General features: G+C 44.3%; 18 protein-coding genes. 10 read left to right on the top strand and 8 right to left on the bottom strand.

All coding sequences use genetic code 11. From position 1 onward, the window contains the following. Positions 1–19 precede the first annotated feature (19 nt). The 4 genes from AB8P72_RS02340 (at position 20) to AB8P72_RS02325 (ending at position 5253) form a co-directional block, all read left to right on the top strand. The gene (locus tag AB8P72_RS02340; protein ID WP_193031063.1) at positions 20–583 is read left to right on the top strand and encodes a protein disulfide oxidoreductase; all 564 of its coding nucleotides are present in this window, start codon (positions 20–22) and stop codon (positions 581–583) included. Positions 584–1003: 420 nt separating this feature from the next. Continuing rightward, positions 1004–3862: an isoleucine--tRNA ligase gene (ileS, locus tag AB8P72_RS02335; protein ID WP_068403996.1), complete on the top strand. Its 2859-nt coding sequence runs from the start codon at positions 1004–1006 to the stop codon at positions 3860–3862. Further along, positions 3855–4472 (top strand): signal peptidase II, encoded by a 618-nt coding sequence (lspA, locus tag AB8P72_RS02330; RefSeq protein ID WP_082894243.1) that lies wholly within the window; start codon positions 3855–3857, stop codon positions 4470–4472. Before ileS ends, lspA begins: the two co-directional genes overlap by 8 nt. Positions 4473–4641: 169 nt before the next feature. Next, positions 4642–5253: an O-acetyl-ADP-ribose deacetylase gene (locus AB8P72_RS02325; RefSeq protein ID WP_082894242.1), complete on the top strand. Its 612-nt coding sequence runs from the start codon at positions 4642–4644 to the stop codon at positions 5251–5253. Positions 5254–5266: 13 nt separating this feature from the next. Here AB8P72_RS02325 and AB8P72_RS02320 read toward each other — a convergent pair whose 3' ends face one another. Further along, entirely contained in the window at positions 5267–5944 is a 678-nt protein-coding gene (locus AB8P72_RS02320) for a DUF1294 domain-containing protein (RefSeq protein WP_068403995.1), read from the bottom strand. A gap of 131 nt (positions 5945–6075) precedes the next feature. Beyond that, a complete protein-coding gene (locus tag AB8P72_RS02315) occupies positions 6076–6393 on the bottom strand; it encodes a hypothetical protein (RefSeq protein WP_068403993.1) in 318 nt (105 codons plus the stop codon). 336 nt (positions 6394–6729) lie between these two features. Here AB8P72_RS02315 and AB8P72_RS02310 point away from each other — a divergent pair, with 336 nt between their 5' ends. Beyond that, positions 6730–7227 (top strand): peptidylprolyl isomerase, encoded by a 498-nt coding sequence (locus AB8P72_RS02310; RefSeq protein ID WP_068403991.1) that lies wholly within the window; start codon positions 6730–6732, stop codon positions 7225–7227. A 56-nt stretch (positions 7228–7283) separates the two neighbouring features. Beyond that, the gene (locus AB8P72_RS02305) at positions 7284–8324 is read left to right on the top strand and encodes an aldo/keto reductase (RefSeq protein WP_068403990.1); all 1041 of its coding nucleotides are present in this window, start codon (positions 7284–7286) and stop codon (positions 8322–8324) included. A 185-nt stretch (positions 8325–8509) separates the two neighbouring features. Here AB8P72_RS02305 and AB8P72_RS02300 read toward each other — a convergent pair whose 3' ends face one another. After that, complete coding sequence (locus AB8P72_RS02300; protein WP_068403989.1) at positions 8510–9310, bottom strand: 1-acyl-sn-glycerol-3-phosphate acyltransferase; 801 nt, start codon at positions 9308–9310, stop codon at positions 8510–8512. Between the two features lie 386 nt (positions 9311–9696). Between AB8P72_RS02300 and hflX the strand changes: the two genes are divergently transcribed. The 4 genes from hflX (at position 9697) to AB8P72_RS02280 (ending at position 13984) form a co-directional block, all read left to right on the top strand. Continuing rightward, on the top strand, positions 9697–11136 hold the full coding sequence (gene hflX / locus AB8P72_RS02295; protein ID WP_068403987.1) for a ribosome rescue GTPase HflX: 1440 nt from the start codon (positions 9697–9699) through the stop codon (positions 11134–11136). Positions 11137–11566: 430 nt separating this feature from the next. Continuing rightward, on the top strand, positions 11567–12019 hold the full coding sequence (locus tag AB8P72_RS02290) for a CidA/LrgA family protein (protein WP_068403985.1): 453 nt from the start codon (positions 11567–11569) through the stop codon (positions 12017–12019). Positions 12020–12041: 22 nt separating this feature from the next. After that, complete coding sequence (locus AB8P72_RS02285) at positions 12042–12731, top strand: LrgB family protein (protein ID WP_068403983.1); 690 nt, start codon at positions 12042–12044, stop codon at positions 12729–12731. Between the two features lie 443 nt (positions 12732–13174). Then, positions 13175–13984, top strand: a complete 810-nt coding sequence (locus AB8P72_RS02280; RefSeq protein ID WP_068403981.1) for a lytic transglycosylase domain-containing protein — start codon at positions 13175–13177, stop codon at positions 13982–13984. 93 nt (positions 13985–14077) lie between these two features. Here the strand turns inward: AB8P72_RS02280 and tsf are convergent, their stop codons facing one another. From tsf to AB8P72_RS02255, 5 genes are all read right to left on the bottom strand, one after another. Next, a complete protein-coding gene (gene tsf / locus AB8P72_RS02275; RefSeq protein WP_068403979.1) occupies positions 14078–14959 on the bottom strand; it encodes a translation elongation factor Ts in 882 nt (293 codons plus the stop codon). A 244-nt stretch (positions 14960–15203) separates the two neighbouring features. Further along, on the bottom strand, positions 15204–16013 hold the full coding sequence (gene rpsB / locus AB8P72_RS02270) for a 30S ribosomal protein S2 (RefSeq protein WP_068403976.1): 810 nt from the start codon (positions 16011–16013) through the stop codon (positions 15204–15206). A 308-nt stretch (positions 16014–16321) separates the two neighbouring features. Beyond that, positions 16322–17581 (bottom strand): multidrug effflux MFS transporter, encoded by a 1260-nt coding sequence (locus AB8P72_RS02265; protein WP_068403974.1) that lies wholly within the window; start codon positions 17579–17581, stop codon positions 16322–16324. A 271-nt stretch (positions 17582–17852) separates the two neighbouring features. Then, positions 17853–18665 carry a crotonase/enoyl-CoA hydratase family protein gene (locus AB8P72_RS02260; RefSeq protein WP_068403970.1) on the bottom strand — a complete coding sequence of 271 codons (813 nt, stop codon included), beginning with the start codon at positions 18663–18665 and terminating at the stop codon, positions 17853–17855. A 137-nt stretch (positions 18666–18802) separates the two neighbouring features. Further along, the gene (locus tag AB8P72_RS02255) at positions 18803–22261 is read right to left on the bottom strand and encodes an ATP-binding protein (RefSeq protein ID WP_068403968.1); all 3459 of its coding nucleotides are present in this window, start codon (positions 22259–22261) and stop codon (positions 18803–18805) included. Between the last annotated feature and the right edge of the window lie 277 nt (positions 22262–22538).

Genomic DNA, 22538 nt, shown 5'->3' with positions numbered 1-22538 from the left:
GCGCAAAAAAGCAGCCATTATGACCACTGATTCTAATCTCAATATTACAAAAACCCCTGAGACGCCAAAAAAAACGCCCAAGCAAAAGCTATTGTCTGTTGCTAAAAATTTGCTTATATATGGTTTGGCATTTACGATCATTTATATGGCGATTAACTGGTGGCGCCAACCGGTCATGCCAGCCAATCCGCAATTGCAACTAACCGACTATCAAGGGCAAAGCGTTGATTTGGCAGCGATGAGTCGGGATAAGCCAACGCTGGTATACTTTTGGGGAACGTGGTGTCCGGTTTGTCGGGTAACCTCGCCAACGATAGATAAGCTTGCGGCGGCGAATAATTATCCTGTGGTAACGATTGCGTTTAAATCCGGTTCTGACCAAGAGTTGCATAGCTACCTTGCCGAACACAATTACCGCTTTACCACTATCAATGACCAAGAAGGTGAGATATTTGCTGATTGGCAAGGCCAAGTAACGCCGTCTTATGTGGTTTTGAAAGATGGCGAGATGACGCAAGGCTTGACCGGTATTCAGCCGCTTTGGTCGCTCAAATTGCGTTTGTGGTTATCAGAAGTTTTTTAACCCTTGGTCAATAGTATAAAATCTAATAAATGGTCAATTAAGGGGTCTAGACCTATGCTTTAATAGATGGCGCATTGCTGCTATAAGTCATTGCTTTTGGCTAAAAATAGGACGATACCGGCCAGCTCTTTTTACCCTACTCATTTTGTCATATAATAGCTGCCGTACTCCTATTCCCTTTTCTAAGTATTCTGCTAAAAATATTTTTTGTTGCAATCGTCTGATTAGTATTTATGATGGACGTGTCCATTTAAAATCAAGTGATAAGCAACCTATTTTGCGCCATGTTTTTTAAGCAAATTTTTTCAAGTAATAAGTAAAAGACTAGCATCGATTATCCAATATTTAACCCCATATATCTTTAATCTTACGCCTGAATTTAAACACAACCTTTAACCATCATCTTATAAGACACCTTCTATGACTGATAAAAGTACCGACACCCCAAGCCACGATTATAAAGACACCCTAAACCTTGCCGATACGCCATTTGCGATGCGTGCCAACCTTGCCAAACGTGAGCCAGACTGGCTGGCGGCTTGGGAAGCCGACGACGTGTACGGCAAAATTCGTCAGGCGCGGACGGGCGCAACCAAATATATTTTGCATGATGGTCCTCCATACGCCAACGGTCAGATTCACTTAGGTCATGCGGTCAATAAAGTGTTAAAAGACATTATCGTCAAGTCAAAAACCTTGTCAGGCTTTGATGCGCCTTACGTGCCAGGTTGGGACTGTCACGGTTTGCCTATCGAGCAAAAAGTCGAAGCTAAAGTCGGTAAGGTCGGTCAAAAAGTCTCAGCAACTGAATTTCGTGGCCTATGCCGCGAATATGCAAGTACCCAGATTGAGCTACAAAAGGCTGACTTTAAACGTCTGGGCGTGTTTGGTGATTGGGACAATCCTTATTTGACGATGAACTTCCATCAAGAAGCTAATATCGTACGTGCGCTTGCTAAAATTTATGACAACGGCCACGTCACCCGCGGCATGAAGCCAGTCAACTGGTGCTTGGATTGTAGCTCTGCGCTAGCAGAAGCTGAAGTGGAATACCAAGATAAAGTCTCTGATGCTATTTATGTGAGCTTTGACGTCTTAGATACCGACAAGGTTGCAGCATTAAGCGGCATTGAAGGTAACATCGCCGCAATTATCTGGACGACAACCCCTTGGACGTTACCAGCAAACCAAGCCATCTCGGTACACCCTGAGCATGACTATAGCGTGGTCGCAACTGCCAAAGGTAACTTCTTATTAGCCACTGACTTGGTTGAAAGTGCATTAAGCGAGTTTAAACTGACTAACGATGGTATCTTAGCTACCGTTTCAGGACGCGAGCTTGAAGGTCTGCGCGCCCAGCATCCATTGATTAGCGAGCGTCAAGTGCCGCTAATCCTAGGTGAGCACGTAACCACGGATAGCGGTACTGGCCTCGTCCATACCGCACCGGGGCATGGTCTTGACGATTATATCGTTGGCCTGAAATATAACTTGCCGGTTGAAAACCCAGTCAGTGGAACGGGCGTTTATCTAGACAGCGCGGCGGTATTTGCCGGTGAGCATATCTATAAAGCCAATCCGCAAATCATTGCAGCACTGCATGATAACGGCCATTTAATCAACCATACCAAAATCGAGCACAGCTATCCGCATTGCTGGCGTCATAAGTCGCCGATTATTTTCCGCGCCACCCCGCAGTGGTTTATCAGTATGGAAACCAAAGGTCTGCGTGAGCGTGCGCTTGCTGATATTCCTTCTGTCAATTGGACGCCAGCTTGGGGACAAAACCGCATTGAAGCGATGATGACCGGTCGCCCAGATTGGTGTATCTCACGCCAGCGTACGTGGGGCGTGCCGATTACCTTTTTTACTCATAAAGAAACCGGCGAGCTGCATCCTAATACGCTAGAGCTGATGGAAGTGGCCGCGCAAAAAATCGCTGCAGGCGGCGTTGAAGCTTGGTTCGATGCCAGCTGTGAAGACTTTTTAGGGGCGGAAGAGGCAGACTATGATAAAGCAACCGATACGCTAGACGTTTGGTTTGACTCAGGAACGACGCATTTTGCCGTCCTTGAGCAGCGCGATGAGCTGACCAATCCTGCCGATATGTATCTCGAAGGTTCGGATCAGCATCGCGGTTGGTTCCAGACCTCATTACTCACGTCTGAGGCGATGTACCAGCGTCCACCATTTAAACAAGTATTGACCCATGGTTTTGTCGTCGATGAAAACGGGCGCAAGATGAGTAAGTCACTTGGCAACATCATCACGCCGCAAGACGAGATCAATAAAACCGGTGCGGATATGCTACGTTTGTGGATTGCCTCGAGCGACTATCGTTATGAGATGAGCGCGGGTAAAACGGTATTTAAAGGCGCCATCGACATGTATCGCCGTATCCGTAATACCCTACGCTTCTTGCTGGCCAACACCGACGACTTTAATCCTGCGACCAACAGCGTTGATATCAATGAGCTGGTTAGCCTTGATAAATTTATTATTGAGCGTGCGCAAACGGTACAAGCGCAAATCATCAGTGCTTATGATGCGATGGACTTTCACCAAGTCACCCAGCATATCACCGCGTTTTGCTCGCAAGACTTGGGTAGCTTTTATCTCGATATTATCAAAGACCGTCAGTACACTACCCAAACTGATGGACAGCCGCGTCGCTCTGCGCAAACGGCGATTTATCATATCGCTCATGCCTTAATTCGCTGGATTACGCCGATTTTATCATTTACTGCGCAAGAAGCTTGGGAAGTATTGCAAGGTAAAAACGGCACTGACGCAGGCTACGTATTTACCGAAGCATGGTATGAGTTCCCAGCATTTGAGCTTAGCGCCATCAGTAGCGACGACTGGCAACGTATCATGCAAGCAAAAGATATGGTCAATAAACATATCGAAACCGCACGCGGTGAAAAAATCATCAATGCCAACTTGTCTGCGGGCGTTGATTTATATGCTGACGGTGCGATGTATGACAGCTTAGCCAAGCTTGGCGAAGAGCTGCGTTTTGTCCTGATTACCAGTAGCGCAACGTTAAAACCAATGAGCACCGCGCCTGCTGATAAAGCCAGCGCAAAAGCCGATAACAATGAAAATGAAGATGCATCGGGTGATTTAGTGGTTGACGTTAGCGCGGCGACGGGCACCAAATGCGTACGCTGCTGGCACATCCGTGATGATATCGGTACAGACGCGGCGCATCCTGAACTATGCGCACGCTGCGTGACCAACGTCGCAGGCGACGGCGAGGTGCGCCATTATGCCTAACTCACCTAAAAATAAGCAGCCGCAGGTTGAGGCCGATAACTCGCCTACGCCTGCGCATGCGACTACAGGTAGCTCAACCACGCCTAAAGGTCGTCTGAAGAAGACGCCAAAAATGGTCGCTAATGGCAGTCGCGCCTTTATATGGTACTTGCTGGCGCTTGCTGTGCTTATCGTTGACCAGTGGACGAAGTGGTTGGCTGAAACCAATCTCAATTTCCTTGAGCCTGTGCCCGTGATTGAGCCGTTTTTAAATTGGACGCTTGCTTATAACTATGGCGCGGCGTTTAGTTTTTTAGCAGACCAAGCAGGTTGGCAAAAATGGTTTTTTGCCGGACTGGCACTCGTAATGTCGCTATTTTTAATCGTCTATCTCGTCAAAGCACCGCGTAAAGCCAAGCTGTTATCGTTTGGTTTGGCTCTGGTGCTTGGTGGCGCTCTTGGCAACCTGATTGACCGCTTGCTCCATGGTCACGTGATTGATTTTATTCACGTGCATTACGCCGACGTTTGGCATTATCCAATCTTTAATATTGCCGATATTGGTATTTGTATTGGTGTGGCGCTGATTGTTATTGATATGCTGTTTTTAGAAAAGAAACGTGATGCTTAAATGATATAAATACAATGACTTTGCAAATAGGCTACCAAATCGGTAGCCTATTTTTTTGCGCCTTTTTTGAGAGATAGTATATTAAAGATTATTGATAACGTAAGCGATATAGTCGAGTGACGCTAAAAACGCTAAAGTATATTAAGTTCAATATAAAAAGGGTGCTGCCATGTCTAATAACCAAAGGTCTAATAATCAAATAAAACCTATTGCTCAAAAGCAAATTTCTGCTGCTAATGAAAATAATAAGCACACTGTTACTTTGTCAGTGCTGCAAGCCGATATCACCACCTTAAATGTTGATGCGATTGTCAATGCGGCCAATTCAAGCTTGCTTGGTGGCGGCGGTGTCGATGGTGCAATTCATCGGGCAGCGGGACGTGAATTATTGGCGTATTGTCGTACTTTGAATGGTTGCCAGACAGGTGATGCTAAAATCAGTCCAGCGTTTAAGCTACCTTGCCAGTATGTGATTCATACGGTCGGCCCTGTTTGGCATGGTGGCAATCGTCACGAGCCAGAGCTACTCACCAGCTGTTATCGAAACTCGCTGGACTTAGCAGTTCAAAATAATCTAAGCAGCATTGCTTTTCCATCTATCAGTACCGGCGTGTATGGCTATCCAATCGAAAAAGCAGCGCAAATTGCTATGGGTACGGTAAAAGATTATCTACAAAATAGTTTAGGCGAAATGTCTGAGCTTTCAATTCGTGAAGTCATTTTTTGCTGTTTTTCAGCCAGCGATGCAGCGATTTATAAGCAAATGTTAGAGCAGTCTTAAAAGTAAAACATGCTTAGAACAATGCTTTTAATCCCGTTAAGTCGCCACCGTTTACCATAATAAATAACAACCCTGCCAAATTAATAATGACGGTCAAATAATAAACGATACGAAATTCCGGCTTTTGTGACTTATGACGTAAATAGGTTTGAGCGACCAGCGCACCGACCCAACCGCCAAGCGTACTCAACAGATGCAGCGTTGACTCAGGCGTACGCCAGTCGCCATTTTGGGCAGCGGCTTTGTCTTTGGCATACATGCCATAGGTAATGACGCCTAATATCACGTACCAAGCAACCACTAGCCAGCTTAGCTTATTCATGACCGCCAATAAAATTAAAACCCCATAAAATCCAACACCAAGGAACAAGCGTTTCTTTTGCCCTGTTTCAAATTCTGCTTGGGCGCTGCGTTTGTGATTACGCTGCCGGATTTGGTTGTTCTTTTGCGCCATTTTTTGTTGTACAAAGCTGAGTTCTTGTACATCCTTTGCTTGCAGGCGTCCCTGATTGTCTTGCCCTACTGTAAAAACCACTTGCTCGCCAATTTCGGGACGGCGCGGGGCTTTAAACGCGCTAACATGAAAAAACACCGACTCGCCCGCCGCAGTTTCGATAAAACCAAAACCTTTATCGTCTTGCCATTTTTTGATATGACCTTGTTTTCTTATATTTATCTGCTTAGTTTTCATAACTGTATACTTTTTGATTTTAATGATTATTAACGACCATTATATAACCTTCCCGCGCTCATAAAAAAAGCTAAGAGCATTACTCTTAGCTTTTTATTGACCATAAAATATCCTAACAAGACATTAAGGTATTAACGGCATTTTTTCTGTTCATACAAGTTAGTCAAATTGTTGCGGCGCTCTTTTGCAGCATTGATAGCTTCTTCAGTATTAGAATAGGTACCAATTAAGGCTGGCCAAAATAAAATTGCTGCTGCTACGTTCTTACCAGTCGCTTTACGCTCAGCGCGTGCCTTTTGTTCAAAGTCATCAGCTTCTGCTATTTCATTAAGAATTTGCTGACAAGACAAATTAACGTCACTTACTTTTTTAGTTTGTACAACATGTGGAGTTGCACACCCTTGAGCCAATAACGCGAACATTCCAATTACCAAAATAGCTTTTTTCATAATCATCTCAGAAGTTATTTAAATTACAATTATTAATATATATTTACGTTCCTTATATTAACTTTACATTTATATACAATATGAAAAATAATGTCAACTTAATTTCATCAATTAATCATCCCATATGGCAATCAATCTTATATCAGTTTATTAAACTCCTGTATTTATTACTTTTGATGAGATGCATTTAACGATTAATGATGTATCTCCATTATGGAAGTATTGATAAAATAATTCATGTCATACAGGCGACATGAACATGTACAGCAGACGGTTATGCTAAACTCTCTTTTATAATTAATCTTCTAAACCTTACTCTATAAAAGACACTTTGCTATGACCGACTCCCAATTTATCACCCCTAATGAAGACATTCGCATCACCCACGGCAGCCTTGTGAAGCTGCATTTTGAAGTATCGCTCGAAAACGGTACGGTGATTGATTCAACCTTTAACCGCGACGAGCCAGTGACGCTGACCGTTGGCGATGAGAGCTTTTTACCGGGTTTTGAGCAAGTGCTGATGAACCTACGTGCTGGCGATACGCGCACCGCCCACCTTGAGCCTGAGCAAGCGTTTGGCGAGTGGAACCCTGATAACATTCAGCATTTTAGCCGCACCCAATTTGCCTTAGTCGCTGACAATCCTGAAATCGGAATGTTGGTCGAGTTTGAAGATAAAGGCAAAAACACCCTGCCCGGTACCATTAGCGCCATCGATGACGACGAAGTTGAAGTCGACTTTAACCATCCACTTGCTGGTCAATCGGTACTGTTTAAAGTAAAAATATTCCAAGTCACCCCGCCGGGCGTCACAGGTATCAAGATTATGTAGTATGAAAAACGGCTTGAACATAAAACCTTATTGAGAATAAAAACAGGGATAAACAGATGCAATATCAAACACTGCCGCAACTGAATGAAAAAGTCTCAAAAATCTGCTTAGGAACGATGACATGGGGGCAGCAGAATAGCGAAAGCGACGCGCATGCCCAGATGGACATGGCCCTTAGTGCAGGCGTGAATTTTTGGGATACCGCCGAAATGTATCCGTCGCCGCCTGATAAAGACAAGCAAGGCGATACCGAACGCTTTATGGGCACGTGGTTTAATAAAACCAAACAGCGCGACAAGGTCATTCTTGCTAGCAAAATCTCACCGATGGATTTTTTACGCGATGGTCAGACGCGCTTTAATGCGGCGCATATTAGTAGCGCCATCGATAGCAATCTTGAGCGTTTGCAAACCGATTATATTGATATTTATCAGTTGCATTGGCCTGAACGGCAAGCGAACTTTTTTAGCCAGCGCGGTTATAGTGAAGAGATGGCAGCGCAGTCGCTGGATGATTTGACGCCTTTTTTAGAGACCATCCAAGCACTAAATGACGAGATCAAGAAAGGTCGTATTCGTGCTTATGGCTTATCGAACGATACCGCCTGGGGGCTGATGCGTTATCTGTGGGAAGCGGACAAAAATGGTTTAATCGCGCCTATCACGGTGCAAAATCCTTATAGTTTGCTCAATCGTCTATATGAAGTTGGCATGGCAGAGATTGCCCATCGTGAAAATGTTGGTTTACTTGCTTACTCGCCGCTCGGCTTTGGGGTTTTATCTGGCAAATACCTTGATGGTAAACGTCCTGCAGGCGCGCGTCTGACGATGTATGACCGCTTTGCTCGCTATACCAATGACGAAGCAAAAGCCGCCACCGCTCAATACGCCAAAATCGCTGCCGAAGCCGGTTTGGATATGGCGCAAATGGCATTGGCCTTTGTCAATTCGCGCTCGTTTGTCACTAGTAATATCGTTGGCGCAACCACCACTGAGCAGCTGCAATCAAATATCGATAGTATCAATGTCACCTTAAGCGCAGATGTGCTAAAAGCGATTGAGGCGGTACATACCCAGCACCCTAATCCGTCGCCATAACATTACGTGGTCATAGATTGATATTGTTTAGCTTTTAATAAGCTGACGTTCAAGTATTTGCATAGCAAAGAAAAAGGCACCAATCATTAGTATTTATGACTAAGATTGGCGCCTTTTTTATGACTACTTTTCTGCTACTAATTTTTCTATTAAAGCGGTTATCTTTCAAGCAGTTTTGTACTTGCTTAAGGTTTGCCAGCTTTCGTTAAAACCCGCGAATGCAGTTCAGCCAAGCCTTCTTGCATATGCGCTTGTAACAAATCGGTTAGCTGACTTTTGCTCAACCCTTTAGGATCTATCGGCTCAAGCGGTAAGACAAAAGCCGTCACGTCTTTACTATCGAGCACCTTTTTTAGGCTATCTTTCATCGTCATTTTGCCATAATAAGGCAGCGCCTCACTTAACGTGCCATCTTTATTGACATATGCAATCACTAGCGGGCGTACTGGGACGTCAGCATCTATCGCCGCTTGCAGCAAAGTGCCGTGGATACGTTTGATTTTTTTACCATCGGTGGTGGTCGCTTCTGGGAAAAAGATAACCGAAAAACCTTTGGTTAAAAAATTGGCAATTTGGGTGGCAACCGTGCCCGCATCACCGGAACCACGCTCGATAAATACCGTCCCTGCGGCATGCGCAAGCTTACCAAAGATTGGCCAATCGCCAATTTCTGCCTTTGATAAGAAAAAAGCAGGGCTTAGCGTCCCCACTACCGGAATATCCATCCACGATACATGGTTAGCCACCCATAAACCGTGATGCTGCTCTACGCGCTCGACTGCCACCACCTGCACGCCAAACGAGCCTGCCATTTTACGGCAAAACGCTTGAATATAGCGCGGTAGCTTTTCGCGCGGTGGCTGTTTAAAGGCACCGATACGCTGGGCGGCGCGCAATCCACCAGCGATGGTGGTGGTCATGCCAGCGATTTGTTTGCCGCGACCTAATTGCTGTTTGAGTGAAAAGCCTGACTTAGATTGGCTCATCTGTATCCCTCGTGATTAAAAACTTATGGGTTAAAAATGCTTTATTACATCTTAGTGTTAAAAAAGCTTAATGCTTAAAAGAGTGCTGCCTAAAAAACGTATGATTATATCTCGTAAACAAGGGCAATGAGTATAACAAAATTTATTTACTCAGTGATGACTTGTACACTGAATTATGAGTGGCTTTTGTTAATAGTCTCAGCTTAAAATTTTTATAGATAAAAATATCTCCCTATAAACGCTGTAACATAAAGACGTAGCTAATTGTGTACATACGCTTTAATATCAAATGATAAGACCACATATAGAGGGTCATATGAACGCTATATCGATACTCATTGAAGCGGTCATAGCGATTTATCTACTTTAATAATAGGTGATACTCTTTGGAATATTTTGAAAGACATGAAGGTGGCGAGCGCGCCATTATCGTCCATTTAGACATCCGCCAAATTCAAGATCCCGATGATCTAAATGAATTTGAGCTACTTGCAGATTCGGCAGGCGCTGATCGCTTGGCACTGGTTACAGGCTCGCGTGCGCGTCCTGATGCCAAGTATTTCGTTGGTAGCGGTAAAGCACAAGAAATAGCCGAATTGGTGCGCGAATACGACGCTGATATTGTGCTTTTCAATCATAATTTATCGCCATCGCAAGAGCGTAATATCGAAGCTTTGGTACAATGCCGCGTGCTTGACCGCACCGGCTTAATTTTGGATATTTTTGCCCAGCGCGCCCGTACTTACGAAGGTAAGCTACAGGTTGAGCTTGCGCAGTTAAACCACCTATCAACGCGATTGGTGCGTGGTTGGACGCATTTGGAGCGCCAAAAAGGGGGTATTGGTCTACGTGGACCCGGTGAAACTCAGCTAGAAACGGATCGCCGCTTATTACAAGTGCGTGTCAATCAGTTGAAAAATAAACTGGAAAAAGTACGCCAAACCCGTGCCCAAGGTCGAGCGCGTCGGCAAAAATCAGACGTCCCGACCATCTCGCTCGTCGGTTATACTAACGCTGGTAAATCTACCCTATTTAATCGCTTGGTCGATGAAAATATTTATGCCGCCGACCAATTATTTGCCACCCTTGACCCGACCTTGCGCCGTCTTGACTGGCAAGGAGTTGGCCGCGTGGTTTTGGTCGATACCGTGGGATTTGTCCGTCATTTGCCACATGAGTTGGTCGAGTCGTTTCATGCAACCTTAGAAGAGACGCTAGAAGCCGACTTACTACTACATGTCATTGATTCATCGAGCGAAGACATGCACGAGCAAATTCAAGCGGTAAAAAACGTCCTTGCTGAGATTGACAACGATGTGCCCGTGCTGAATGTTTATAATAAAATCGACTTAACCGATGAGCCGGCGCACATTGGCTATGCAAAAGAAGGTCAGCCAAATCGGGTATATGTTTCTTCGCGCCAAAACCTAGGCATGGAAGAGTTGTCGCTTGCTGTACAGCAATTATTGACGGGCAACTTAACTACCTTTGATTTGACCCTACCGTATAACGCCGGTCAATTTAAAAACACCTTGTATGAGCTTGGCGTGATTTTGGAAGAAAGCTATGACGATAACGGTCATGAGCGCCTAACCATTCGCTTGCCAAGCGATAGGCTCAAACAGCTATTGGGACAAGCCAATCTAAAGCCGTTAGATGTATTGCCGTTAGCGCAAGCAACATTGCTAATGCCGATACTTGAAGAGTTTGAGCAAAAAGATGAGAGTATTGATGCAGCTGCCTCTTTAACGGCAGAGGAAGAAGATGCTTTTGCTGAATTTGAAGCGTTAAACTCTGCTACAGAAGCATCTGATTCGCAAAGTTAAATAACGTCGTCAAAAGTTATTTAATCGGAATGAAGTTAAAAAGGACGCTATCAAATGATGGCGTCCTTTTTTATATTTTTGGCATATAAGGGGTAATCGACATTTATTATATAGTCAAAATATCCTAAAAACGCGACGGTATTGCTGATATTAATTTTCTGTAGCCTCTGTCTGCGCAGCCACAGCAAGCAAGAAAAATTGATATCAGCAGTGCGTGATTTATTGATATGACTTTTCACTCACTATACGAGACATTTAACAACAGCTTAATAGCAGCAATTAGCGCTTAGGCTTTATTAGTATGGCTACTGCCTATATAATCAGCTTTTGCTAAAATGCTTTTATTGACATGCTTTTGTTAACACATTGGCATTAAACTCTCTTTTTTAGCATATTTCCCTTTTTATACCCGACTTGGCTAGGATTGCTTATGAGCTCTACCTCTACTTCTAACACGCCTTTGTGGATGGCGCTAATATTGACGCTGATTATGGTCGTGGTGGTTCGTGAGTTAGCAGTCGTTGTCTGCCAATGGGCGGGCATTGAAAAAGCAGCCAATATCGTCGGCCTGTTAACGATGTTTATTATTTTAATTGTTTGGCGAGTGATAAAAGGTTTACCGCATTGGTTAACCCAAGCAAGCAATACCTTACTGGTCGATAGTGGTTTTGCTTTTTTGCCCGTTTCTGCCGGTGCAGGTTTGCTGCTATTTGCGTTAGGTGATGAGTTTTGGGGCGTGATGCTGACTATGATTATCAGTACGCTTATCCCGCTTTGGGGATTGGCTATCCTTGCCAATCGCTCGCTTAATAATAGCGACAATACAGATGGCAGTCATGATGACAATATGAATATGACCAACAAGCACAAGGGACAGCATTAAGCTCTGTTAATAAGGCAACGTTATGAGTTTTGATAGTGTGTTTAGCGCAACCCTTGCTGCGATAGCATTAACCTTGGCCGCCCACGTTATTGCCCGTGTCCTTGCGCGCAAGCTGTCATGGTTGCCGATGGTTATCACCGCTTTGGTCTTAGTACTGCTGTTTTTGTTTATTTTACAATGGGATTACAATCATTATTACAGCGTGGCAAAACCGGTATTTGATCATTTATTAGGCTATGTGACAGTATTATTGGCCGTGCCATTGGCGGCGATGAACTTTAAAGGTTTACCAGTTAAAAAGCTAACCATGATTGTGGCACTGGCGAGCGTGGTTGGCGCCTTGCTCCCCATGTCATTGGCCTATTTATTTTCGCTTAGCCACGAGACCATTTTGGCATTTGCTACCCGCTCAGTGACCACACCAATTGGTCTGAGCGTCGCCGATTTGATTAAAGCACCGCTGGCATTAGCAAACTTAATAATTATCGTTTCAGGTCTAATCGGTGGAACCTTAGCGCGCTTTTTATTTCGCGGTATTGATGACGACCGCGCCAAAGGCCTCGCGCTAGGATTGGCAGCACATGCATTTGGCACCGTAGAAGCATGGCAAATCAGCCATACTGCCGGACGCTATGCCGCCTTTGGCTTAGCGGTCAATGGCTTAGTCACCGCTGTTTGGGTACCTATTTTTATCAGTGCCTTATCGGTTTAAAATGTTTTACCTTCTGTTCAAAACTCTTAAAGCCCATCCTACTTGCTGGGCTTTTTTCGCCTACATTAATTATATTTGCTAGCATTTTTAACGTTATCTATTAATCATTTTTATGACAAAAACAAAGTCTTAAACCTTGCTGCTATAAACTGCTTAACTACCCTCGCTTTATTACTATCTTGATTTTATTCAGCTTTTTTACAAAATAAATGGATTTTTGACGTCGCGTGCACACATTCAGATGTGGCAAAAACTTATTTTGTGTTATAGTAAGCAACTATTATTTTTTGTATCTATTGCAAGTGGTTTTGTTAGACGTGAATTCGTAGATAGCCTATTTGAGCGCTATAAGATCCTACAGACGCGATAACCGCTTTGATGCGCAACCTTACGCGCTTATAGGCAAAGCAATTTGCTCTTACTTAATAAAAAGTGATAAACCTATGATAACTATTGCCCCTTTACTGACGCGCTGCTTGTCACCCCTTTTACTCTCTGCCATTGCTTTATCTAGCTTGCCTATCGCCGCTCAAGCGGGAAACATGTATATTTATAAAGACAAGGGCGGACAAGTTCTGCTTACCAACGTCAATCCTAGCGGTAATTTTGATAAATTTAATAAAAAAGTAAAAACCACCTACTATAAAGACTCAAGCGCCTACAATGCGGGCAGCAGCTATAGCAATGATTACGGTAGCAGCACGGCGAGTAGTAGCGGCAGCCGTAACTCTTATGACAGTTATATCCGCGCCTCGGCTGCCCGTCATGGTATCGATCCTGGCCTTATGAAAGCCATGATGCATACGGAATCGGCGTTTAATCCCAATGCACGCTCACCTGTTGGCGCGCAAGGCTTGATGCAGCTGATGCCGGCAACGGCGCGCCGCTTTAATGTCAGTAATCCGTGGAATCCTGCTGATAATATCGAAGGCTCAGCGAAATATATCGCTTGGCTGATGAAACGTTTTAATAATAACGTTGAGTTTGCGGTGGCAGGTTATAATGCTGGTGAAGGGAACGTCGATAAATACAATGGCATACCCCCGTTTAAAGAAACGCGCAACTATGTCAAAAGCGTCATGAGCCGCTATCATAGCTTATATAAGAACGACTCAGCGCTAGCGGGTAATACCATGAATGCCAATAACGCTACGGGCACTACCAATGGCGGCGTGCAAAACGTCAGTTACGGTACCAGTAGTAATAGCAACAGCGCCAGCTATGCCAATTCCGCTTATTTAGCACTACGTTAATATTAACCTTTAAAATGCACAGACACAAAAAAGCCCGTTAGATGAATAACGGGCTTTTTGATATCTATACGATGTGCTTTTATGATGTAAAGCTTACTTGTTCGCCGCTTGCGTGGCAGCAACTTCAGCAGCAAAGTCTTCTTGCTTCTTCTCGATGCCTTCACCAACTTCTAAACGTTTGAAACCAAGGACTTTTACGCCTTCAGATTTTAATACGTCACCAACTTTTTTCTCATTGTCCATAACGTATGGTTGACGTAGTAAGGTTACTTCGTCTAGGTATTTGCGCAAACCACCTTCGATCATTTTTTCAACGATATTGTCAGGCTTGCCAGATTCTTTCGCTTTGGCTTCGATGATGTCTTTTTCGCGTGCTAGTACATCAGCATCTACGCTTTCGTCATCTACTGCAACTGGGTTGAAAGCTGCAATGTGCATGGCAAGGTTTTTACCAGTTTCTTCGCTGCCGCCTTCATAAGATACGACCACACCGATACGTAGGCCGTGACGGTATGCAGCAATGTTTGCGCCTTCTAGGACTTCAACGCGGCGAATTTGAATGTTTTCACCGATTTTTTGTACCAAAGATACACGCGCTTCTTCAACGGTTTGCTCATCGCTATAAGACAATTCAGAGATAGCAGCAACGTCAGTGACATTGTTTTCTAGGGCAAGATTGGCCACTTTTTCTGCAAATGCAGTGAAATTTTCATCTTTTGCAACGAAGTCAGTTTGGCAGTTTACTTCTAGCAAGAATGCTTTGTTGTCACCTTGAGCGATGATGATAGCACCGTCAGCTGCGATGTTACCTGCTTTTTTAGCCGCTTTCGCTTGACCAGATTTACGTAGGTTATCAATGGCAACTTCGACATCGCCGTTTGCTTCTTCTAACGCTTTTTTACATTCCATCATGCCAAGACCAGTACGGTCACGCAATTCTTTTACCATTTTGGCAGATATTTTTACTTCTGACATAAGAGTTACCTTTTATGATGTAGGTGAGTATTGTTATGTAAGGGAGTGCACGATATCTAAACGCGCTGACATTCTGGCAATAAGTCAGTGATGCTCGACGCGTTAATAATAAGGCATGACGAGTAAAACTACATCATGCCTATTATAGATTTCCATAAACTTTATGTGATTAATAACCTTATATGACTGCTAATAGCTAAACTATCAAGGCATCCTTACAAAGTTAAACCTTATCGCTTAGCCATTACTCTGCTGGAGTCGCTGCTTCTTCAGTTTTCGCATCAGCTGCAGCTTCAGTAGCAGGAGCTTGCTCAGCGTCTTGTGCTTGGTCAGCTTTACCGCCTGCTTGAGTTTGCGCATATTCTTTACCAGCGATAATCGCATCAGCAATAGAAGTTACATACAAAGTCACAGCACGGATAGCATCATCGTTAGCTGGAATGATGTAATCAACGTTATCTGGGTTTGAGTTGGTATCAACGATACCGATAACTGGGATACCTAGATTTTTAGCTTCTTTGATAGCGATTGCTTCATGGTCAACGTCGACGACGAAGATTGCGTCAGGTAGGCCGCCCATGTCTTTGATACCGCCCAATGAACGCTCAAGTTTTTCCATATCACGAGTACGCTCTAATGCTTCACGCTTAGTCAGCTTAGCAAAAGTACCGTCTTCAGACTGTTTTTCAAGCTCTTTTAGGCGATTGATTGACTGACGTAGGGTTTTCCAGTTAGTCAACATACCACCTAACCAGCGATGGTCAACGTATGGCATGCCAGCACGTTGTGCTTGCTCGCGGATAACGCCGCTTGCTGCGCGTTTAGTACCGACGAATAATACTTTGTTTTTCTTAGCAGCTAGGCCGTTTACGTAAGTCAATGCTTCGTTAAACGCTTTTACGGTGTGCTCTAAGTTGATAATGTGAATCTTGTTACGGGCGCCAAAGATGTATGGACCCATTTTTGGATTCCAAAAACGTGTTTGGTGACCAAAGTGAGCGCCGGCTTGTAATAAGTCGCGCATTTCGATTTTGGTTGGATTGTTTGAAGCCATGTGAAATTCCTATTGGTTGGGTTATGCCTCCACATCACAAAAACTGCCTATCTAGCGACACGCATTTGCTAACGGTTAATGTTTAACGTTTATTGAAACGGCACTAACTTTTTTGCAAATTAATCAAGTCGCCAAACACCCAGCAATTTTTTGCCATGATGTGTGTGTCATTGTTTGATGGGTTGATTTAAAAATAGAGCTATGATTTGAAAGTTCAGAATAATACTGAATGATAAAAATAGCTGGGCTGTATTTTACCATATAACGCTTAGCGACTGCTAGCGCTATTATGCATCGCTACCCTTCAATCACTCCGCAGTGTCCAAATCCAAATCACGGTCTATCTGCCAAATTAAATACGCCCCCAAACTCATGAGTACAAAGAGTGCAATACCAATTTTTAACACAGGATTAAGAGGGAATAAGTTTAATAATAAACCACCAAAAATACCGACCGAAAACATCAACGAGCCTTGCAAAGCACTGGCCATACCCGCACGGCGTTTTTGAAAAGCAAGGGCAATCGCCGAGGCGTTTGGCTGTGTCAGGCCCAAGCCCGCAATACAAAAGAAAATACAAGCTAAAACCAGCGGCAACCATGCATCCGTACCAAAAATAATACCGGTTACAAATAGCGCGGCGGCTGAGGTGACCTGCATCATTGCCCCAAATCGTAGAATACTTAAAATACGAAAACGATTAGTCAGCCATTGATTCAGCTGGGTCAAACCTACGAACCCTGCCGCATTCATCCCAAATAGCCAACCAAAATGCGTGGCCGAGACGCCATAGGTATCCATGATTAATTCAGAAGCTGAGCTGATATAGACAAACATCGCGCCCATTAATAAACCACCGCCTATGGCTGGATAGTTAAAGGTCGGGTCTTTTAATAAATCCCAATATTGACTGAGCACTTCTTTGGCAGGACGCACATTACGGTTTTCTTCAGTCAAGGTTTCAAAGAAGAAAAACTTGGTCAGTAATAAATTTAACGCCCCAAAAGCCGCCAAAAACCAAAAAATAGAATGCCAACTAAAGAACTTTAAAAATAAAGCACCAAGCGATGGTGCTAATATCGGCGCTAAGCCCATGACCAATATCATAATAGAAAAAGCTTTGGCGGTTTGTTTGGCAGTCAGGCGGTCACGTATTGCCGCACGCGTCACAACCGCTCCCACGCACGCGCCGAGCGCCTGAAAGGTTCGACCGATAAACAATACGTATTCATTATCGGTCGTCGCACAGACAATCGAGGCAATCACATATAAAATCATGCCCATATATAACGGTTTGACGCGACCGACGCGATCACTAAAGGGGCCATAAAACAGCTGACCAAATACTAAACCAAGAAAATAGGCTGGCACAGAGTTGGCCATAAAGGCGGTCGATACGCCAAAATCCTCTGCCATAGATGGCAATGCTGGCAAATACATATCAATCGATAATGGCCCGACTGCCACGATAAGCCCAAGCATCATAATCCATGCAACGGGCAAATCAGCAGAGCGCACTCGGTCAGCAGCATTGGGTTTATTGGGCAGGGAGGGTTTTGGAGCAGACATAATGAGACCATATGATAGAGGAAGGATTATTTTATTATTGATACGTGGTTTGTTGGGTAATTTTAATCGACTTTTATTGCAAAACAAGCCTTTTAAAAATACCGTCTATAAACAAGCAGCAACGCAAACACAGCAACGTAAACAGATAAAAAAACAGATAAAAAAACAGATAGTGCTATATTGCACTATCTGCTTGTAATTCAATAGATGCTTGATGTGAATAAAATAGACCTATCTCACTCAAATACAGTGGCCAAATATGGCTGATTTTTTAACGAAATTGACGTTTGCCAAAAGCGGTACTGGCTTGTTTGGCTTTTCTAAGCGCCAGTTTACGGTTGCGACCAAACATCATTTTTAACTGCCAAAATTTTTCTTTATATAGCGTTGTAGCTGGCTGCTGGAACATCGCATTGATAACGCGCTTGCTTGCCAGCACTGCATCGGGTGAGCGCTCAGCAAACTCGGTGGCAAGCTTTTGCGCCTGCTCAAGCGGCGTCTCACTACAATGGCTGACCAAGCCAAGTGCTTGGGCTTCCTCGGCATTGACGGTACGCGCGGTCATTGCCAGCTCCTTTAAGACATCAGCGCGTACGACGCCAAACCCTGATTGCGTTAAGCCCATGTCAGGTACGAGCCCCCACTTAGCTTCCATAATAGACAATTTACACTCAGGATGGCTGATACGCACATCACAAGCTAGCGCCAGTTGTAAGCCCGCGCCAATACAATAGCCTTCTAAAACAGCAATCACTGGTACAGGCACTTCACGCCAAACCAAGCAGACGCGTTGAAAGAGACTTTGCCAAGGTTTAACCAGCTCCCATAGCGCAAACGCTTGGTTTTTAGGATGGTTTAAATCGCCCAAATCGATACCAGCACAAAAAGTGCCTTCCGCGCCGTCAAGAATCACCGCGCGTACCGCTTTATCTTTACTGATGCGCCCTGCGACCGCAATCAACTCTTGCACCACTTTAAAACTCATAGCGTTCTTTTTTTCCGGTCGATTAATAGTCACCGTTATTATATTGTCGGTGGCGCTGACTTGTAATGTCTCATACTGGTAAGTGGCAATAGCGTGCATAGTCATCCTTAATAATAAATAAAACAACTGGAATGTTGGTACTCAGATTAATATTAACAGCCTTGCACTCGCCCTTCCTTATCAATAACTGACTACTAGGGTATCGTTTATACTCAGTGGTTTTATGATTATCAGCTTTAAATCATTTTCCACGTCATATCATTTTCACTTAGACGATGATAATTAAGCTGCGGATACGCCGATAAATCCAGTGTTTGTAGATTGTTTAACGCCGTCAATAACGCTTCATAATAAGGCTCTAACATCGCAAACTGAGCCGGCGTGGTATGTTGAATATTTAATAAGCATTTATCTTCTAAGTCTTGGCTGGCTTGACGTAGCTGCGGCACGCCGGTATAACGACTGCCACCTAAGATACGATGGGCAATTTGCGCCAGCGCGCTACGGTTACGAGTGTCCCATGCCTGCATCAATGCTTGCTTTTCATCATTGATGGTATCGAGCATCATAATGATGAGCTTGGCAGCCAAATCGGGTTTATTGGCTGAGCGCGTCAACGCATCTTGCCAATTTAAAATCTCCGAGGTATCAAGGGCATTTGCGCCCAAGTCCGTACTACTTTGCCCGTGTGCAGTATTTACTGCTTGCTCATCTTTAGCACGCTCTGGCATTTGATAAGGCAGATAAGATAAGGGTGCTTGCCCCTGCCCTTGATAATGCAGATTCTCATAGTGTGGCTTTTCATAGCGTGGTTTCTCGTAACGTGACTGGGTTTCGCGTCTATAATCTTCACGAGGCTGACTGTCACGCAAATAGTTATCGCGGATTTTCTTCAGTGATAAAGGACGGGTAATTTTTGCCGGACTCTTCACTTTATTATCAGAACTTGTATTGGCGATATGATTATCCTCGTTATCTTTGAGCAAAGGATAGGTTGGCATTGTCAAATCTGCGTAAGACGTCAAGGCGTTTTGATTTACCCCATTTTGTAAGTCAGCGCTGTACAAGTTATCGCTATGAATAGTGGTTAATGGCGGCACTGAATCGGTACGACCAAGCCATTTTTGCAGCACTTGTAGTAACTGTGGCTGGCTAATAGGCTTGCCGACATAATCATTGATGCCGCTCGCAATCAGCTTATCGCGCTCATCGGCTAAGCCATGGGCCGTTAAGGCGATAATCGGAATGTGATGATCAGGGGTTTCGATATTACGGATTTGCCGCGCTGCTTCATGCCCTGACATACGCGGCATTTGAATATCCATAAATATCAAATCGATACTGTTTTTATGTGCCGCATTGCCTTTATCATCCGTCGTAGCATCGTCAAGATGTAACGAGTTAACCGCCGATTTACTAGCATCATCACGCGCTTCGGCTTTAGATATCTGGGTCTTTTTCGACAGACTTTGACTGTCAGCTTTAGCAGTTTTGATATGCTTAGTTTGCTGTTTACTGATGATTTCTATCGCATCAAAACCGCTGCTGGCGGTAATGACATGGATACCAAGTTCACTTAGCAGCGCATCAAGCACCAACAAGTTTGGCAGATGGTCGTCGACAGCCAAGACGGTCACGCCCTTCCAGCGCGGCTCTTGAACGCCACTCGGGGCGCTGCGTTTCTGCGTATCAAGCATGGCATAGAGCTGTCTTTTATCCAATGGCTCATACAAAATATTGGCATGATAACGATTGAGCAGTGCTTGGTCGGCGGCAACTTGATAGCCAAATACCGCCAGCTTTCCTTGATAGTGCAGGCGAATCTGTTTGAGTAGCGCCATCATATCGTCTTGGGTATCGTCATCAACGATGACCCAATCCCAATAATTGCCGCGCTCTTTAAGCGACTCAAGCACACCCGGTAAAGAATTGGCTTGGGTTAGGGTGATCGGTAAGTGTTGTAAGCTGGCTTTGAGCACCTGAATCGACGCGGTATGATTGATCCAGACCAGCACATTAAACTCGTCTGTATCGCTGGCAAGTGGCGCGAGCACTGGCAATTCAATCGTTTGCCCAGTTGCCGCTTCCAAGACATCGACATGGGCTGGCATTCGAAACCAAAACGTCGCTCCTTGATTAGAGATGTTTTCTTGCACATTGTCATAAAAGCCAATGTCGCCGCCCATCAGTCGCGTTAATTGCTTGGAGATGACCAAACCCAAACCGGTACCGCCGTATTGCCGCGTAATCGACGGATCGCCTTGGCTAAAGCTTTGAAAGAGCATTTTTTGATCTGATAAAGAAATGCCTTTACCGCTGTCTTGCACACTAATCATCAAATAATTGTCGCGATGATCATCCAAGCTCACGCGTACAACCACATCGCCACTATCGGTAAATTTAATCGCATTACCGACGATATTGGTCAGTACTTGCTTAAGGCGCAACGCATCGCCGTTGATGCGCATCGGCACGTCGTTATAAAACAATACCGCCATGCGCAGACCTTTTTCAGCAGCGACCGGCGATAGCATATCGACCACGTCATAGATGGTGTCATAAAGGTCAAACTCATGACGATCAAGGACCAATTTACCCGCTTCAATTTTAGAGAAATCCAAGACATCGTTCACGAGCGCCAACAGATGCGCTGACGATTTACGGATGGTTTGCACGTACAAATCTTGTTCAGGGTTGAGCTCACCGTGCCGCGCCAGCAAATTAATAAAACCATCAATACTGTTTAACGGTGTACGTAATTCATGGCTGATATTGGCCAAAAATGCCGATTTTGCTTGGCTGGTTGAAATCGCCGCATCGCGCGCATTACGGATAGAGATATTCTGCATTTCCATCTCATCAAATGCCAAGCGCAAATCATCTTCGGTCTGCTCGGCATGATCTTTTAAATCTTGGAAGCTGGCATGTAGGCGGCGTAACGTCCTGACCAGATCTTGCTGCAATAAATTCAGCTCGCCATTTGATTCGACCGGAATAGGCTGATAAAGATTGTCGACATGGGTACGTTGTAATTGCAAACGCAGCTCGTAAATTGGCGCAATCCAACGTTTTGAGTAAATATTTAAGCTCAATAACAAAATTAAAATCGTAAATAAACCCGTAATCGCGAGCGCCATAGCGATACGATAACGGGCAATATAAAGTGGCTCATTATCCATATCAATCATAAGCCACAATTGCTGCCCGTCAAATTCTCCCAAGCTACTGCCGTAAGCGGTGCCAATGGGCGTTGGTTGTTGCGATAAAAAACGCTCTGCAGATTCTATCAGCGGCCAAGCTTCCTCAGTGCCATAACCGACGCTTGCCAGCACTTCATTATTTTGATTGATAATTGCAATACGCTGGACATGCTGCTCGGACTGCATACGTCCGAGCCTATCTTGAATATCTTCTAAGGCCGCTAGCGCCGCTTGCGGGTTGTCCGCTGCCTTATTTTTATCATCGCTATTGTCTTCCTGTTGCTCTAATAACTCAGGAACCAGCTCCGCAATCGTTGGCGTATAACGAATCAGTACCGCCTCTGCTAACGCCTCTTGTTCTGAATTACTGGCGCGCATGGTTTCGTAAAATACCAAAATGCCACCGACTGCTGCCAATAAACAAATCGGCAAAAACACCAATATAATCAGCTGACCATAAGCACTACTGGTATCAAAACGTTTTTTGTAAGCCATGCTGGGTTTATTCTCCACTGATTTTAGCGCTAAATATTATTACTGATGAATACTATTATTGATAAACACTGTACGGTGCGCTTAGGTATTCATTATTGATTAAGCATTAAAGATAAGCCATCAAAAATGACTTGCGATTATCTTAGCAGGATTCTAACGAGTGCGGTTAACCATTCCTTGGCAAACTTTTATTGCCTCACTTGCTCTTTCGCTTTTATTGTTCAAAGGCGATTACTAAAGGGTCAGCTTTTCGTATTTTGTTCATGCCTATTTGTTT

The sequence above is a fragment of the Psychrobacter sp. CLB018 genome, assembly GCF_041222815.1.
Lineage (GTDB): Bacteria > Pseudomonadota > Gammaproteobacteria > Pseudomonadales > Moraxellaceae > Psychrobacter > Psychrobacter faecalis.
This window is presented reverse-complemented; position numbering and strand designations above follow the sequence as displayed.

Bases quoted from the DNA above. Each gene is read 5' to 3' on its own strand.
- AB8P72_RS02255 (WP_068403968.1), bottom strand. From the start codon at position 22,261: ATGGCTTACAAAAAACGTTTTGATACCAGTAGTGCTTATGGTCAGCTG.
- AB8P72_RS02305 (WP_068403990.1), top strand. From the start codon at position 7,284: ATGCAATATCAAACACTGCCGCAACTGAATGAAAAAGTCTCAAAAATC.
- AB8P72_RS02285 (WP_068403983.1), top strand. From the start codon at position 12,042: ATGAGTTTTGATAGTGTGTTTAGCGCAACCCTTGCTGCGATAGCATTA.
- AB8P72_RS02280 (WP_068403981.1), top strand. From the start codon at position 13,175: ATGATAACTATTGCCCCTTTACTGACGCGCTGCTTGTCACCCCTTTTA.
- lspA (WP_082894243.1), top strand. From the start codon at position 3,855: ATGCCTAACTCACCTAAAAATAAGCAGCCGCAGGTTGAGGCCGATAAC.
- AB8P72_RS02300 (WP_068403989.1), bottom strand. From the start codon at position 9,310: ATGAGCCAATCTAAGTCAGGCTTTTCACTCAAACAGCAATTAGGTCGC.
- AB8P72_RS02315 (WP_068403993.1), bottom strand. From the start codon at position 6,393: ATGAAAAAAGCTATTTTGGTAATTGGAATGTTCGCGTTATTGGCTCAA.
- AB8P72_RS02320 (WP_068403995.1), bottom strand. From the start codon at position 5,944: ATGAAAACTAAGCAGATAAATATAAGAAAACAAGGTCATATCAAAAAA.
- rpsB (WP_068403976.1), bottom strand. From the start codon at position 16,013: ATGGCTTCAAACAATCCAACCAAAATCGAAATGCGCGACTTATTACAA.
- ileS (WP_068403996.1), top strand. From the start codon at position 1,004: ATGACTGATAAAAGTACCGACACCCCAAGCCACGATTATAAAGACACC.
- AB8P72_RS02340 (WP_193031063.1), top strand. From the start codon at position 20: ATGACCACTGATTCTAATCTCAATATTACAAAAACCCCTGAGACGCCA.
- tsf (WP_068403979.1), bottom strand. From the start codon at position 14,959: ATGTCAGAAGTAAAAATATCTGCCAAAATGGTAAAAGAATTGCGTGAC.
- AB8P72_RS02290 (WP_068403985.1), top strand. From the start codon at position 11,567: ATGAGCTCTACCTCTACTTCTAACACGCCTTTGTGGATGGCGCTAATA.
- AB8P72_RS02325 (WP_082894242.1), top strand. From the start codon at position 4,642: ATGTCTAATAACCAAAGGTCTAATAATCAAATAAAACCTATTGCTCAA.
- AB8P72_RS02260 (WP_068403970.1), bottom strand. From the start codon at position 18,665: ATGCACGCTATTGCCACTTACCAGTATGAGACATTACAAGTCAGCGCC.
- AB8P72_RS02265 (WP_068403974.1), bottom strand. From the start codon at position 17,581: ATGTCTGCTCCAAAACCCTCCCTGCCCAATAAACCCAATGCTGCTGAC.
- AB8P72_RS02310 (WP_068403991.1), top strand. From the start codon at position 6,730: ATGACCGACTCCCAATTTATCACCCCTAATGAAGACATTCGCATCACC.